Genomic DNA, 13,813 nt, shown 5'->3' with positions numbered 1-13,813 from the left:
ACGCTTCGCTAATCAGGAAAATGCCTCGGCGCTCGGCCGCCTTGGGTGTAGCCGCGGCTCTCTCCGATTCGCGAGCGGTTACGTCCTCGATGGCCAAGTCGAGAATCTCAGCATGTGCCGCCTAGCTCCGGCCGCAACTCCCTCTCTATCTTCGCGCTCGGCGAAACATTCGAGCGGCGTGCCGGATTTGCAAGTTGAGTGAGTATTGGCCGGCATGAAGCGCTTCAGGTAGTGCGCGAACCATCTAACAAAAAGGGAACGGACCTACATATCAAGTCGAGGGCCCTATCCCCCTAGGATCCCGCACGGTCCCGCACCTTTTGCCCCCAAGAGTCCCGCGGGGCCGTGCGCCGCCCGTCGCAGAAAGCAGGAAGCCCCATAGACGCCTCACACAACGCCCAGATCACCTTCCGCGCCAATCAACTATGGGAAGAGGCCGGCAGTCCTGAAGGCGAAGAGTTCTATGATCAGGCCGAAGAGGAGCTGCGCAAGCAAGAACGATCCAATCCCGATGCGCACGAATCTTCAGATTGACCACGAGCCCCACTTTTATCTCTGATACCTATCCTCGATAAATCTCACCGATTGCCGTTGCATGTTTTGCTGCACGCCATTGAGCCAATGGTAGCGGTGGTGGCACCGTCGGCAAAGCGAGCAAAGTCGTTATCGGACATGCTTAGATGGCGGCCGTTCTTCGGGTGCCGCTTATTAAGCAGGTTTATGTCTTGTCGCTCTTGCAGCGAGCGCAGATCTTCTTGTGTAGCGAATAGTGTTAGCTGATTGCTCGTCCGGCGTCTGAAGGCCGAGTGAGTGGTAGGCGGTCCAGCTCTTGCGAGGGATCTTGCGGCCGTCACGCAACGCTTCGAGAGCACCGCTGAGATCGGATCCGTAGTTTTCTTCCATTGATGTTGATTGTTCTTATCCCTATTCAGTTTTCAACGAGCCGCTATCAGTTTACGCGCTGTGTGGTTTACATCCGTTGAACGGAGCGGATGGCCTGGGAAGGCGGAATTGGCGCATAAACAATTAAAGCTGCCCCGCATTCGCAGAACGGCTCGTATTCGGTATGTCTCCGCCAACAATGGCGCAGATGAATTCTACCACATCGGTAAAATGCACACGCGCAATCGTCATTGTTTCAAACAAAGGCATATGTGACGTCTACCACGCCTCGAGCCGCGCAAGCTTCGCTATTCCCACCCTAACGTTCAGTTCGGGCTAATCAGGAAGTCTCTATACTTGCGGTCCCAGCCCTTCATATGCCTGAGCAATGCCTGGCGCCGCTGTTCGGGCATGCCGGGGCCGTGTTCTATGAAGTCCTGAACAGTCTTCTTGAACTCGTTTGCCCGCGACTCCGAGCCCTGCGTCAGGTCGCCGTACTGCGCGACGATTTCCGTCACCCGAACTTCTATGTCATCCATCTATATGGTCCTCTGAGGCCTATCTGATATGGTGACCGCGCGCCCACATAGCTAGCTCCGCCTGCTCCGAAAGTCCTTGAACGAAGCGTCGATCAGGGGAGCTTGTCGAGCACGATCAGCTGCCGCTCCTCGCGCCTGCCGGACGCGCTTCCAGGAATGCCTCCAGGGTATCCTTGACCTGCGGCACCTTCACGTCGGTGCTTTCGGGCCCGTCGCTGAAGCGCGCGAGTATCTCCTGTATCTGCTTCTCGGCATCGTCATCATCGCTTATCCTCATGCTCCCATCAGCCCTTCTGCCGAACGGTAAGAGGGCAGCCCTGATATTTTCGAAGCCGGCTCGCGGGTTGCCGTTGGTTTGAAATCCGCCGTCATCAGCGATGTTGCGTACCTCGATCGAAGACATCTCCATCGCCGATAAGGTGCAATGGCGCCCGGTTCGCAATGGCGATGTGATCTCCGTCCCCGCTGGCACATGCATGCGGTCGGCGCCGGAAGCCGGAAATATCGCGGTCGTAGATCTTGCGCGCTAGCGTTCCGGGCTTATGTCAGAAGCGGATAGCACTCGTTCATTACGACTGCCAATTCCAGAATCCCAACAGCAAAGTAGGATCGCATGAACTTCCGTCCGCTTCACGATCGCGTCGTGGTCAAGCGTATCGACGCCGAAGACAAAACCGCTGGCGGCATCATCATTCCGGATACGGTCAAGGAAAAGCCCTCGCAGGGCGAAATCACTGCCGTCGGGCCTGGTGGCCGTGACGAGGCAGGCAATCTGATCCCGATCGATCTCAAGGTCGGCGATCGCGTGCTGTTCGGCAAGTGGTCCGGCACCGAGGTCAAGCTCGACGGTCAGGATCTCCTGATCATGAAGGAAAGCGACATCATGGGCGTTCTCACCGATCTGCCCGCCGCCAAGAAGAAGGCCGCGTAGGCACAGCCATTTTTCCTAATCCTGAGGAGTCGGCGCAGCTGGCGCCTCGAAGGATAAGGCTCGCAATCCAAATCTCATTTCTCAAGAAACCGTCCAATCGCGCGATCTTTGGGATCTGACGAAAACGGAGATTATTATGTCAGCCAAAGAAGTCAAATTCGGCGTTGATGCTCGCGACCGCATGCTGCGCGGCGTCGAGATTCTCAACAACGCGGTGAAGGTCACGCTCGGCCCCAAAGGCCGCAACGTCGTGCTGGAAAAGTCATTCGGCGCGCCCCGTATCACCAAGGACGGCGTCACCGTCGCCAAGGAAATTGAGCTTGAGGACAAGTTCGAGAACATGGGCGCGCAGATGGTGCGCGAAGTCGCTTCCAAGTCCGCGGATGCGGCCGGTGACGGCACCACCACCGCGACGGTTCTGGCGGCTGCGATTGTGAAGGAAGGCGCCAAGTCGGTCGCCGCCGGCATGAATCCGATGGACCTGAAGCGCGGGATCGACCTGGCCGTCGAAGCCGTGGTCGCCGACCTCGTCAAGAACTCCAAGAAGGTCACCTCGAACGAGGAAATCGCCCAGGTCGGGACCATTTCATCCAATGGCGACACGGAAATCGGCAAGTTCCTCGCCGACGCCATGAAGAAGGTCGGCAACGAGGGCGTCATCACGGTTGAAGAAGCCAAGTCGCTCGAGACCGAACTTGAGGTGGTCGAGGGCATGCAGTTCGACCGCGGCTACATCTCTCCCTACTTCGTCACCAACGCCGAAAAGATGCGCGTCGAGATGGACGACGCCTACGTCCTCATCAACGAAAAGAAGCTATCTCAGTTGAACGAATTGCTTCCGTTGTTAGAAGCCGTGGTGCAGAGCGGCAAACCGCTTGTGATTATTGCGGAAGACGTCGAGGGCGAAGCGCTCGCCACCCTCGTCGTCAACCGTCTCCGAGGTGGTCTGAAGGTCGCAGCCGTCAAGGCGCCGGGCTTCGGTGATCGCCGCAAGGCCATGCTGCAGGACATCGCCATTCTGACCGGCGGTCAGGCGATCAGCGAAGACCTCGGCATCAAGCTCGAGAACGTCACGCTGCAGATGCTCGGCCGCGCCAAGAAGGTGATGATCGACAAGGAGAACACCACCATTGTCAGCGGGGCCGGCAAGAAGGCCGACATCGAGGCGCGCGTGAACCAGATCAAGGCGCAGATCGAGGAAACCACCTCGGACTACGACCGCGATAAGCTGCAGGAGCGTCTCGCTAAGCTCGCGGGCGGCGTCGCGGTGATCCGCGTCGGCGGCGCGACCGAGGTCGAGGTGAAGGAACGCAAGGACCGCGTGGATGACGCGATGCATGCGACCCGCGCGGCCGTCGAGGAAGGCATCGTGCCGGGTGGCGGCGTCGCCCTGCTCCGTGCCTCCGAGCAGCTCAAGCGCATTAAGACGCAGAACGATGACCAGAAGACCGGCGTCGAGATTGTGCGCAAGGCGCTGTCGGCGCCGGCCCGCCAGATCGCGATCAACGCGGGCGAAGACGGCAGCATCATCGTCGGTAAGATCCTCGAGAAGGAGCAATATTCATATGGCTTCGACTCGCAGACTGGCGAATACGGCAACCTGATCTCCAAGGGCATTATCGACCCGACTAAGGTGGTTCGTGTGGCAATCCAGAACGCAGCGTCCGTCGCGGCCCTACTGATCACCACCGAAGCCATGGTGGCCGAAGTGCCGAAGAAGAACACCGCCGCCCCGGCGATGCCGGGCGGCGGCATGGATTTCTAATCCTAACTGTTCAGAGCGCAAGAGAAAGACAAAGGCCCGGCACCCTGCCGGGCCTCCTGCATTAGAGCTTGGTTTCTCCTAGGTTACTGTGTGAAAGGACTGGCGGGGGAAACGTTCCTGGGAGGCGCGATCGAGTCAAACTTGCGCCGCTTTGGCTAACTGGCCGCGTTCATTTCGTTGGACGGCGCACGTCCGCTGACGGGCACACTTTATCATCCACCAGCTCGTTTCTTCATCGGGCTGGTCGACAATCACATATCAAACTTGGAGAACTCCTGCGGACGGAGAAGGCCCCGAACAGCAGGCGCTACTCCGTCGGATAGCACACTCTTCGACGTGCCATGCCTGAACGGTTAATGGCCCGCATGATTCGTCGTGGCCGCTCACCAAACGCCAATCGACTGGTCCGTCTGGCTCGGTCCCCGGTAGTATCCGCGTTCGAAAGCAGTCTTTGTGCCTATTCGTCCCGACGCCGGGTTGTCGTGCCGGGCGTTTCCGACTAGTCAATTCTGAGGTAGCCTGCCGCCACCTTGAACGTGACGGGCATCATGCTCACGCTCTATTCCTATCCGCCGCTGTTCGGCGTCGCCGACAACAATGGCTACGGTCTGAAGGTGTTCGCTTTTCTGAAGCTCGCCGGCGTGCCGTTCCGGCACGAACACATTTTCGATGCGTCGAAGGCGCCGCGCGGGCAATTGCCTTATATCGTCGACAACCATGACTGCGTCGGCGATAGCGAGACCATCGTTGTCTATATCACCGAAAAATATGGCGTGACGCTGGACGGGGCGCTGACGTCCGCGCAGCGCACAACCAATCTCCTCATTACTCGCACTCTCGACGATCTCTACTGGGTGATGTCATATTCGCGCTGGAAAGACGAGCGCTACTGGCCCCAGTTCCGTGATGCGCTCAAGCGCGAACATCCGAGCCTTACCAATGACGGATTGATGAAGGCCAAGGAGTTCAACGCCCAGCGTTATTATTACCAGGGCATTGGCCGCTTCGAGGCTGACGCTTCAATGGCCAGAGGGCTCGCCGATCTCGCCGCACTCGCGAACCAGATCTCGCGACAAGGCTATGTGCATGGCGATCGACCGACGACCATCGACGCCGCCATCTATGGCTTCATCGCCAACATTTACTTTTATGATATCGAAACGCCATTGAAAAAATTCGTGGTCTCGCACGAGGGTCTGGCACAACATTGCCGTGCTATCCACGCAGCAATCAGTATGTGAGAAATAATATAAAAGCCGATGCCATGGCGCGCCGGGCCCCTGTGCCTTCATATTAAACCCGGACATACTGATGGTGCAGTCCGCCCAGGATCGGATGGAAGATGATGCGTTCGGCTGTTCTCGGCGGCACATGATATCAGCGCGTCATTGTTCAATGACAAATGGGAGCGCGTGTTTCTTGAAATGATTTGCGCGCGCATTCGCGTATAGCTTGCGCCGCGGAACGATCAACTGATGTCGAATCGCCGCGTTCTCAGCTTCAAGCCGCAACTTCGACTTGAATGGCGAGGCCAGGACGGCCAAAGCGAAACAGTGCAGTCCGATCATTTCGCCAGTTTAGGTGATTTCATCACGTCATCAACTCGGATAAGTTTTTGGTACACACAGGGATTGACGTTTACGTGAACAAGAACATGAGTTTGCAATCAAGTGTCACCCCAGATGTGCCAATCAGCGACGTCGCTGCTCAATTCTGTATCCTCAAGGCACGTCCATCTCTCGCCAAAACCTTAACGTGAGGTTGAGATCAGGGCGTTGGCGCGTAACGTGTGAATATGTAGTCGTGGTCTTTTGCGGGTACATGGCAGGAGAAACATTTTTCATGCAACGCCTGATCGCCGGGCTTTCCGTTCGTGAAGTCTCCGTATCCCCAACCTCCCGTTTTGGCATACCTTTTCGAGTCCTTGACCATGAATTGTACGTTCACGGCCGACCCAGCAAAGACCGATTCAAGATCAGCGCCGGGAAAACCGGCGGCCAACACTTGGTTGTCCAAATCCGATGAGGCTTCATTCCAGTGCAACGCCGCAATTATCGAGCCGTCTGGGAATGAAAGCTTCGCTTCGCGAAAAGCCCTTATTGCAATGTCGTTGCCTAGTTGAGCGCGTAACTGCTTGACTTTTGTTCCCGCCAGCTGCTTCACCGAGATTAACCGCCAGTCGCGGTAACCTGCAGGAATTTTGACTCCATAAATCGGCGAGGCGTCTCCGTCAGTTTGTTCTGATGCGGAGGCTGTGTAGAGAATACCGCCCGCTATCGCAGCAGCGGCAGCCGTCAAATAAGCAATGCTTTTCATGGAATGCTCCAGCGCCGAGACCGGTTGCTTCAATGCCCTTGGTAAAAATCGAAAATAACCGTCCCACCTTCACCGCCACGTTTGGTCGAGGAATCATCTGCTCGGCGAGCGGCTACTTCAGCCGGGCGTTCTTGTCTTCCAAAGCCTTCAGACGACGGCCGTTCGACACCTTCATCCCGGTGTCGCCGCCAGCGCAAGAGGCGAAAAAATCTAACTTCCGGTGGTCCAAACTTCGGCGCTAGCGCAAGTGATCGACGTACTCTACTTAATGCTGGAGGAAGTTCAGGATCTCAGGTCAGCCGCGATATGCCGGATGGGCAATTCTGACGGCATGTACGAGTATCCTCGAAGTTTCTGCGGCCTCGGATGGCAGGACTGTTGCCCGGTTTTCTCCGTTGTAAGTCTATTCGACTAACTGCGTCTTCTAATGCGCGTGTAGCTATTTGAAAGTAGACCGCTGCGAGGGCACTGAACAGTCCGCTCCCTCTTCGTCCAATCCAGACCGACCTGAAAGAGCGGTAGTCGCCCGGGAGCATTATCGCTTTGACTTCAACGAGCCTGTAGGCTGCGGCTCAAACTCGAAATTTCCGATAGATTTGACACCCGAAGCTCATGAAAATGGATGCTTGGCGGCTAATTTCTGTTGTTGGCAGCAAGCTGCTGGAACTGCCGCTTCATCGCATTGACTCTGGAGATGTATGCCGCCACGAGATGATCCCCGCATCGCTCCGTAGCCCTCATTTGGAAGCCACGGCGCGCGTATGCGGTGGCAGGGCCTCCGCCACAGAGATGGATAAAGGCGGCAAGATCTTGCCGTTGTTGCTCGTTGGCCGGCTTGTTACCGGACCGAGTGAGGACGTCAGCCAAATTTCGGTCCAAGTATATCGATGCCAACTCGACGGCATGGCTGGGTATGACGCGGATATAGAGGCCGAGGCCACAACCAGAATTTTCAATTGATTTCGCTCGGATGCAGAGATGTGCGACCTCGGCATAGGCAGGATCGGTCATTTGGAACAGGCCGATGGCGCTGGATGCCGGCTGATAGATATTGAAAGGATTGAAACTGAACCGCCAGCGCCAATATGTCCGATCTACCGGGTTGCCCGAACTTTCAACTTGAGCGAGCGCCGCCAATAATTCCGGCGAGATCGAACGGGTCGCAAAGGTTCGAAACAAAGGTCCGTATTGCCGCCACGTCTCGGCAGGCTGTTTGCTCAGTCTGTGGCCGACGAAAAAGAGCAACTCAGTCGGTTTGCGGACCACCTGAACTATAAGGTTGATCAACGCGAAGGTGGCAAGCACGATCGCGACAATGCCTGCGATCCGAACCGATTGCGGCGCGTTGGTGATCAGTCGCTGCGCCCACTTTACGCGGCGGCCCCAGCGACCAAGTTTAACGGCGAAGCGCTTGGATGTTCTGGCCATACTTACCGAGAGTGCAGACCCGGCAGTGGTATGGCGTATGTCTTAACGTTTCACGACCTGTAAAGCGGGAGCTGCGCTAGTTCGCGTTGCCGCGCCCGTGTTCTGGCTCGGGTTTCGTTGGTTCCGGATGGGTACGAGGTCTGCTTAAATTTCTCTGCAGAAGGTTCGAAAGAAGAAGCTCAACGCGCGCATCGCAAGAGGTGATTTGGGTACATTTGAGTCGAGGCTGGCGGCAGAACCAGCGATACGCCAGGGCTCACATAAACTTCGTCGCACAGACACTTATCGACTAATGGGTGGCTGGTCATCCGCGAGCGCAACGAGCCGGAAGCTCCTGAACCAATGCCTCCCTTCGGGGAGGCATATTTCGTTGCCCCGATCCATCGTCATGCCGCACTTAAACTTGTCTCCACAAACTCCCAATCGAGCTCCCCAGCCAGCCGCACCATCGGGTGCCAAGCCGACAGTGGAAACCACGTCGGCGCGCCGCGAAGAAGCCCCCGCACATGAGGGATATGGGCAGGCCGGGGCCATGGTCTATTGCCGTTCTTTAGCGTAAAGCGCTTCCATCTCAATTAAATCCCCATAGGCGGTTGTGCATCTGCCAGCACGCAGCTTTATCCCGTTCGATTCGATGTGATGGGGTCTGAACGCCAACCAAGGTTTGTCATCCCGTGCCATTTCCGACCACACCTCCGCCACTCGCCCGAGCTTTAACCGAGCGCAGCTACCGTCAGCCGACCCCCGTTCAGATCGCCGTGCTTGCAGACGAGGCTGTCGATCGCGACCTTCTTGTTTCGGCGCAAACCGGATCCGGCAAAACAGTCGCTTACGGGCTGGCCATTGTAAAAAACCTTCTGGGTGACGCCGAGCGGTTCGGGCAGGCGGCCGCGCCGCGTGCGTTGATCGTCGCGCCTACGCGCGAACTTGCCTTGCAGGTCCATCGCGAACTCGCATGGCTTTATCAATACGCTAATGGGCGCGTCGTCTCGTGCGTCGGCGGCATGGATCCCCGCCGCGAACAGCGCGAGCTTGCCGAGGGCGCCCACATCGTGGTCGGCACGCCGGGGCGATTGTGCGATCACTTGCGGCGCGGGCGTCTCGACGTCTCCGAACTAAAGGCGGTCGTGCTCGACGAGGCCGATGAAATGCTCGATCTCGGTTTTCGCGAGGATATCGAATTTATCCTCAAGACCACGCCGGAAACGCGCCGAACGTTGTTATTCTCGGCAACTTTACCGCGCGGCATCATCGCGCTGGCAAAGCAATATCAGCAACAGGCCTTTCGGATCGAGGTTGCTGGCGACGAAGGCGGTCATGCCGATATTGAGTACCGCGCCATCAGAATCGCCGCCAGCGATGTCGACCACGCGGTGGTCAACGTCTTGCGATTCTTTGAATCGCCGAGTGCGCTGGTGTTTTGCAACACCAGAAATGCTGTCCGGCATTTGCAGGCGACACTTCTGGAACGCGGCTTCTCGGTGGTCGCGCTGTCCGGAGAGTTGACGCAGAACGAGCGAACGCAAGCCTTGCAAGCCTTGCGGGACGGACGCGCCCGAGTCTGCGTGGCGAGCGATTTGGCCGCGCGCGGCATTGATCTGCCGAACCTCGATCTCGTGATCCACGCGGATATTCCCAACGATCCGGAGGTCATGCAGCATCGCTCCGGCCGTACCGGCCGGGCCGGTCGAAAGGGTGTCAGCGTATTGCTGGTGCCGCCGGCGCGACGGCGGCGCGCTGAACTGCTGCTGAATTTGGCTGGCATCGAGGCCACCTGGGGCACGGCTCCCCAGCCCGAGGAAATTCGCAACCTCGATCAGGAGCGTATGCTGTGCGATCCGCTGCTGACCGAGGAGACGACGAACGACGATTTGATACTGGCGCAGGCCTTGCTTGCCCAGCGCTCGCCGGAGGATATCGCCGCGGCGCTCGCCCGGCTGTACCGCGCGCGGCTTCCGTCGCCGGAAGACATTCTCGATCCCGGCCCGAGCACCGGCCGGCCTCCTGACGATCGCGGTCGAGACAAGGGCATCCGATCACGGCGTGGCGACGATCGCTCGGCCGAGCCCCGATCAAAGAGACGAAAATCATCCGCGCGTCACCAGATGATAGAGGGCGGGGTCTGGTTCCGCGCCGCCATTGGACGCAGGAAGAAAGCGGAAGCGCGCTGGCTCCTGCCGATGATTTGCCGTCGTGGCGGTATCGAGAAGCAGGACGTCGGCACGATCCGCGTTCTGGATACGACGACCGAGTTCAAAATTTCCGAGCGAGTCGCGGCATCCTTCGCCGCCAAGGTCCGGCGTCCGGACAAGGAAGACAATATCCGCATCGAGCCGCTGGCGGACGCCGTCCGGGATCATGCGCCTTCGGAACGGCGCTCACATCAGCCTCGGCACGAATCCGGAGACATCGATCGCGGCACGCATCGCAGCGACCATTCCGATGGCGCGACAAAACAGAAGCTCTACGGCAAATCCCGCGAGGAAAGTGGCGTGAGATCTGGTAGGACACCGGACTTCGAGAAGAAAAACAAGCACCGGAACAAGCCTGCCCACACTGGACAACCACAACTGGCAACTGCGTCGCATGCGAAACGCAAACCAAAGAACAATCGTCGTGGCTGATCTGTCGCATGCATGTACAAGAGAGCCGGCTCCGCAAATCTGAACAGGGCGATACTCAGGATGCCATCGTCCACGAAAAGCCTGCGGATCGACACCGGGGGCGCTGTCCGATACGAGCGAACCTCAGGGCCAGGAGCTGGTCTATGCAGCACGTATTTCGCTCGATCGCATTCACATGCAGATCGACGACAGGAACGTCCAGCTTGCGCCGGGCATGGCCGTGACAGCGGAAATCAAGACCGGCCAACGACGCGTCATCGAGTATCTATTGTCGCCACTGCTGCGTTATCGCCATGACGCCGCGAGGGAACGATGATGATGACAAGAGAGCCGAGCGCCTGGCGCAAGACGAGCCGACCAGAGAGCAGCCTTAATCTGCTGATGAGTGGTGGTTAGACCCCCATGGGGCGCCGACGATCTGTGAGAGTATTCACCGCTTTCGCGGTAGCTCTAGATGGTCACGGCTTGGCAACTTAACTCTGATCCCGTCTCATACGGTTGAGCAGCGAGGCAGCATCCTGCAATCGCCCAGCTTCATAAATGAGCTGTTCGATATCCATGGCGACCTCGACGCCCTCAGCGATAGCGCCGTTTTGGACACAGGCCTCGGCTGCCTTGGCAATGCGCGTCGCTTCGCTCAATCGGGTGTGAATCTCGGCAATGATGAGCTTGATTGCCGGTTCGATGCTGACGCGCTCCATCGGGCCCTCCGTGAGTTGGCTCCACTACCGCTCTGCGGCCATGCGAAGTCGAGCGGAACCTGGATAATCTTATGGCGAAGAGCGGGGACGCCGGATCACGATGTGATCGCAGGGGGGCTGAATGGAGGACGATGGGCTATTTCGCCGATGCGCGCCGAGGTTTCGCCGGCGGCTTGCCGGCCATCAGATTTCGTAGCAGTTTGACGGGATCGGCTCCGATCGCTCGCACGATCGTCACGAACTCGATGACATCGATCCGGCGTTCACCGCCCTCGTATTTGGCGACAAAGGACTGAGGCCGCTTGAGACGGCGCGCCAACTCATGCTGGGTCAGGCCGGCCTGCTTACGGGCAGCCACCATCAGGGCGCAGAAGGCGGCCTGATCTGAGGAATGGACGGTTTTGCCGATCCCGCGGGCGGAAATGGTCATCGCCCGGGCAAGCTGATCCCGAGACAGGATTATCCCAAAAAAGGATAATATTAACTTTGAAGTCCGATGTTGGACCGCTCAACTGGACTTCGGCGGCACGGCAAGCGAACTGCCAGCTCATGATTAATCCTCGAATGAACGATCTGAGGTCCGAGACCGGGCAAGCCGAGCCGCCCGCGCGAACCTTTGCCCCTTCTGTGGTCCGATACATCAAGTTGGGGCGGGGCGGGCAGTGGACGGATCAAGCCCTGGATCAAGGGATCATTCCCTTCGGTTATCCCAAAATTGAGCACCCCATCTGTATGAAGGGCGATTGGGCGCTGGCCAGACAGCAGTTGGCGCAGATGGGACGAAGATCAGGCGGCGTCAGCAACGGATTGAGGGAGCTGCGGGAGTTTTACGAACTACCGAACGACGCCTTGTGGGTGACCTGCGCTCGAGGTCATTTCTGGTGGGCTTTCGCCGACGGCGGCGTGGTTGAGATCGAGCCTCCTTTGCCCGGCGGTCCGACCCGCTATCGGTCTACGCGAGCGGGTTGGTCGAACACAGATCTCAACGGCGAGCCGCTGACGGTCCGTAGCCTCAGTTCGGCGCTCACGAGCACCGCGAACTATCAAATGACGATTTGCGCGGTCAAGAAGGCGAACTATTTGTTGGCCCGCATTCGAGGGGAGGTCGATCCCCTCAGGACGAAGGCCGCAGCCCTGATCAAGGACCAACGAAATCTGGCAGCGCAAATGATCTGCCAGCTCGACTGGCGCGATTTCGAGACCCTGATCGATTTGATCTTTGCCCGGGGAGGGTGGCAACGGCAAAGCGCAGTGGGCGGGAATCAGGCCGATGTGGATATGGTCTTGACGCAACCGATCACAAACGAGGTTGCCTGGGTTCAGGTCAAGAGCCGGTCAACACAGGCGGAACTCGATGACTATGTCCGGCGGTTTCATAACGACGGCAGTTTCCATCGCTGTTTCTTTATCTACCACAGCGCGCCAAAAGTCCTCAGGATGCCCGACTCCGTCGATTTGCATCTTTGGACGGCTGAGCGGGTAGCTGACGCCGCAATAGAAGCTGGGCTGTTTCGGTGGCTGATTGAGCGAATGCATTAACCGCGATAATTGGAAGCCAGCTCTCCAATTTTGAGGTCAGCCAGGTTCAGAGCGTTCGGCCTAGATATCGCTCCGAGATATGGAAATCACAACCGATTCATCAGACTCAAGTTCTGCCTGGATCTGCTCTTAGTACCGTCAACCGCGCTCACGCAGTGGCCGCCACGTTCCACGATGCGCTGTCATAACCGGTGAAGTGGGCTTCGAGCTCTGTCATCGCGAGACGCTCGTATTCATAGGCTTGCGCAAGGAGCGTCCATCTTTGCGCAGGACGGAATGCTGCGGTCTGACGATAGAGCGAAGCGATGGTGCGATATCGACGCACGTTTTCCAGGTCAGCATTCCCACTCATACAACAAACCCCGTTTCTTGTTGACGCGGGAGACTATGCAGCGAGCGATTTTCGAAATCGTTAGCGGATTTGACAGCCGGAGCGAATGGTTTCGGAACTGTTTATCGGATGACAACTGATTGTTCCGTGGCAGTCGCGCCCAAGCCCCAGCTTTGAGGCGGGCCTAATCCTTCGCCTTCAGTCGCGCTTCATTTTCGGCAATAAAAGCGCGGATCTCATCGGACATGTTCAGAAGCTTCAACCATTGCTCTTTATACAGAGTCACTGGAAAACGTCCCATCCCGTAAACGGAGAGGCCACCTTTGTCACTCACCTTCATGCGGGTGCCCTCTGAAGCTCCCTTCTTCAGAGCATCGTTCTCCCTGCGGAGACGTTCGAGCTCAGTTTTCATATCGTCGTCCGGCATCTCATCTCCCTTTCGTTAGCGTGATGATATCATGCTAAGCTCTCACTCTCACCTCGTCGCCATTAGCCGCCCGCGCCCTATCGCCGGCAAGCCGCTTCTCGGCGGCTTGCCTTAGCGCACCATACGAACGGGTACAAACTGCTACCGTCTCAAGCGCCTCCGACCAGCGAGCGGGATCAATCGCGGCTGCCGTCAAAGCGTACGTGATGCGCTGCCGATCAAACGCTTCCATTCGTCAAAGCAGCGGCAAAACCTGCCTCGCCGCAAAAAACTTAGCCCATATGGGCCATGCTGCCTCAGCGGCCGCAGGTTATCAAGGCTCAGGAGCGA

The 13,813-nt window shown here is 57.9% G+C and carries 14 protein-coding genes and 1 pseudogene; 7 read left to right on the top strand and 8 right to left on the bottom strand.

Annotated features, from left to right (window positions below; genetic code table 11):
* Positions 1–345 precede the first annotated feature (345 nt).
* A complete protein-coding gene (locus ACZ5IL_RS19425; RefSeq protein ID WP_464594051.1) occupies positions 346–534 on the top strand; it encodes a DUF2934 domain-containing protein in 189 nt (62 codons plus the stop codon).
* 674 nt (positions 535–1,208) lie between these two features.
* Here the strand turns inward: ACZ5IL_RS19425 and ACZ5IL_RS19420 are convergent.
* Positions 1,209–1,421, bottom strand: coding sequence for a hypothetical protein (locus ACZ5IL_RS19420; RefSeq protein WP_079445952.1), 213 nt, complete (start codon positions 1,419–1,421; stop codon positions 1,209–1,211).
* 115 nt (positions 1,422–1,536) lie between these two features.
* Positions 1,537–1,698, bottom strand: coding sequence for a hypothetical protein (locus tag ACZ5IL_RS19415; protein ID WP_464594049.1), 162 nt, complete (start codon positions 1,696–1,698; stop codon positions 1,537–1,539).
* A 336-nt stretch (positions 1,699–2,034) separates the two neighbouring features.
* Between ACZ5IL_RS19415 and ACZ5IL_RS19410 the strand changes: the two genes are divergently transcribed.
* From ACZ5IL_RS19410 to ACZ5IL_RS19400, 3 genes are all read left to right on the top strand, one after another.
* Positions 2,035–2,352, top strand: coding sequence for a co-chaperone GroES (locus ACZ5IL_RS19410; protein WP_011509709.1), 318 nt, complete (start codon positions 2,035–2,037; stop codon positions 2,350–2,352).
* Positions 2,353–2,488: 136 nt separating this feature from the next.
* The gene (gene groL / locus ACZ5IL_RS19405) at positions 2,489–4,117 is read left to right on the top strand and encodes a chaperonin GroEL (RefSeq protein ID WP_464594047.1); all 1,629 of its coding nucleotides are present in this window, start codon (positions 2,489–2,491) and stop codon (positions 4,115–4,117) included.
* Between the two features lie 548 nt (positions 4,118–4,665).
* Entirely contained in the window at positions 4,666–5,358 is a 693-nt protein-coding gene (locus ACZ5IL_RS19400) for a glutathione S-transferase family protein (RefSeq protein WP_464594045.1), read from the top strand.
* Between the two features lie 526 nt (positions 5,359–5,884).
* On the opposite strand, the gene ACZ5IL_RS19395 is transcribed toward ACZ5IL_RS19400, so the two are convergent.
* On the bottom strand, positions 5,885–6,433 hold the full coding sequence (locus tag ACZ5IL_RS19395) for a cytochrome P460 family protein (protein WP_464594043.1): 549 nt from the start codon (positions 6,431–6,433) through the stop codon (positions 5,885–5,887).
* Between the two features lie 633 nt (positions 6,434–7,066).
* The gene (locus ACZ5IL_RS19390) at positions 7,067–7,861 is read right to left on the bottom strand and encodes a lytic transglycosylase domain-containing protein (RefSeq protein ID WP_464594041.1); all 795 of its coding nucleotides are present in this window, start codon (positions 7,859–7,861) and stop codon (positions 7,067–7,069) included.
* A 674-nt stretch (positions 7,862–8,535) separates the two neighbouring features.
* Between ACZ5IL_RS19390 and ACZ5IL_RS19385 the strand changes: the two genes are divergently transcribed.
* On the top strand, positions 8,536–10,485 hold the full coding sequence (locus tag ACZ5IL_RS19385; RefSeq protein ID WP_464594039.1) for a DEAD/DEAH box helicase: 1,950 nt from the start codon (positions 8,536–8,538) through the stop codon (positions 10,483–10,485).
* A 53-nt stretch (positions 10,486–10,538) separates the two neighbouring features.
* A pseudogene (locus tag ACZ5IL_RS19380) lies at positions 10,539–10,801 on the top strand (HlyD family type I secretion periplasmic adaptor subunit); the annotation flags it as partial.
* Positions 10,802–10,958: 157 nt separating this feature from the next.
* Here the strand turns inward: ACZ5IL_RS19380 and ACZ5IL_RS19375 are convergent.
* Together ACZ5IL_RS19375 and ACZ5IL_RS19370 are read right to left on the bottom strand one after the other, a co-directional pair.
* Positions 10,959–11,186 (bottom strand): hypothetical protein, encoded by a 228-nt coding sequence (locus tag ACZ5IL_RS19375; protein WP_464594037.1) that lies wholly within the window; start codon positions 11,184–11,186, stop codon positions 10,959–10,961.
* 136 nt (positions 11,187–11,322) lie between these two features.
* A complete protein-coding gene (locus ACZ5IL_RS19370) occupies positions 11,323–11,616 on the bottom strand; it encodes a helix-turn-helix domain-containing protein (protein WP_464594035.1) in 294 nt (97 codons plus the stop codon).
* A 134-nt stretch (positions 11,617–11,750) separates the two neighbouring features.
* Here ACZ5IL_RS19370 and ACZ5IL_RS19365 point away from each other — a divergent pair, with 134 nt between their 5' ends.
* Positions 11,751–12,725: a restriction endonuclease gene (locus ACZ5IL_RS19365; protein ID WP_464594033.1), complete on the top strand. Its 975-nt coding sequence runs from the start codon at positions 11,751–11,753 to the stop codon at positions 12,723–12,725.
* Positions 12,726–12,873: 148 nt separating this feature from the next.
* Here the strand turns inward: ACZ5IL_RS19365 and ACZ5IL_RS19360 are convergent, their stop codons facing one another.
* Together ACZ5IL_RS19360 and ACZ5IL_RS19355 are read right to left on the bottom strand one after the other, a co-directional pair.
* Positions 12,874–13,077: a hypothetical protein gene (locus ACZ5IL_RS19360; protein WP_079448495.1), complete on the bottom strand. Its 204-nt coding sequence runs from the start codon at positions 13,075–13,077 to the stop codon at positions 12,874–12,876.
* Between the two features lie 163 nt (positions 13,078–13,240).
* Positions 13,241–13,483 (bottom strand): hypothetical protein, encoded by a 243-nt coding sequence (locus tag ACZ5IL_RS19355; RefSeq protein ID WP_464594031.1) that lies wholly within the window; start codon positions 13,481–13,483, stop codon positions 13,241–13,243.
* Positions 13,484–13,813: the final 330 nt, after the last annotated feature.

This window comes from Nitrobacter sp. CN101 (genome assembly GCF_055390255.1).
The sequence above is the reverse complement of the archived record's forward strand: the minus strand, read 5'-3'. Positions and strand labels throughout refer to the sequence as shown.

Excerpts from the sequence above, each read along its gene's own strand:
- ACZ5IL_RS19420 (WP_079445952.1), bottom strand. The coding sequence starts at position 1,421 with ATGGATGACATAGAAGTTCGGGTGACGGAAATCGTCGCGCAGTACGGC.
- ACZ5IL_RS19415 (WP_464594049.1), bottom strand. The coding sequence starts at position 1,698 with ATGAGGATAAGCGATGATGACGATGCCGAGAAGCAGATACAGGAGATA.
- ACZ5IL_RS19410 (WP_011509709.1), top strand. The coding sequence starts at position 2,035 with ATGAACTTCCGTCCGCTTCACGATCGCGTCGTGGTCAAGCGTATCGAC.
- groL (WP_464594047.1), top strand. The coding sequence starts at position 2,489 with ATGTCAGCCAAAGAAGTCAAATTCGGCGTTGATGCTCGCGACCGCATG.
- ACZ5IL_RS19400 (WP_464594045.1), top strand. The coding sequence starts at position 4,666 with ATGCTCACGCTCTATTCCTATCCGCCGCTGTTCGGCGTCGCCGACAAC.
- ACZ5IL_RS19395 (WP_464594043.1), bottom strand. The coding sequence starts at position 6,433 with ATGAAAAGCATTGCTTATTTGACGGCTGCCGCTGCTGCGATAGCGGGC.
- ACZ5IL_RS19390 (WP_464594041.1), bottom strand. The coding sequence starts at position 7,861 with ATGGCCAGAACATCCAAGCGCTTCGCCGTTAAACTTGGTCGCTGGGGC.
- ACZ5IL_RS19375 (WP_464594037.1), bottom strand. The coding sequence starts at position 11,186 with ATGGAGCGCGTCAGCATCGAACCGGCAATCAAGCTCATCATTGCCGAG.
- ACZ5IL_RS19370 (WP_464594035.1), bottom strand. The coding sequence starts at position 11,616 with ATGACCATTTCCGCCCGCGGGATCGGCAAAACCGTCCATTCCTCAGAT.
- ACZ5IL_RS19365 (WP_464594033.1), top strand. The coding sequence starts at position 11,751 with ATGAACGATCTGAGGTCCGAGACCGGGCAAGCCGAGCCGCCCGCGCGA.
- ACZ5IL_RS19360 (WP_079448495.1), bottom strand. The coding sequence starts at position 13,077 with ATGAGTGGGAATGCTGACCTGGAAAACGTGCGTCGATATCGCACCATC.
- ACZ5IL_RS19355 (WP_464594031.1), bottom strand. The coding sequence starts at position 13,483 with ATGCCGGACGACGATATGAAAACTGAGCTCGAACGTCTCCGCAGGGAG.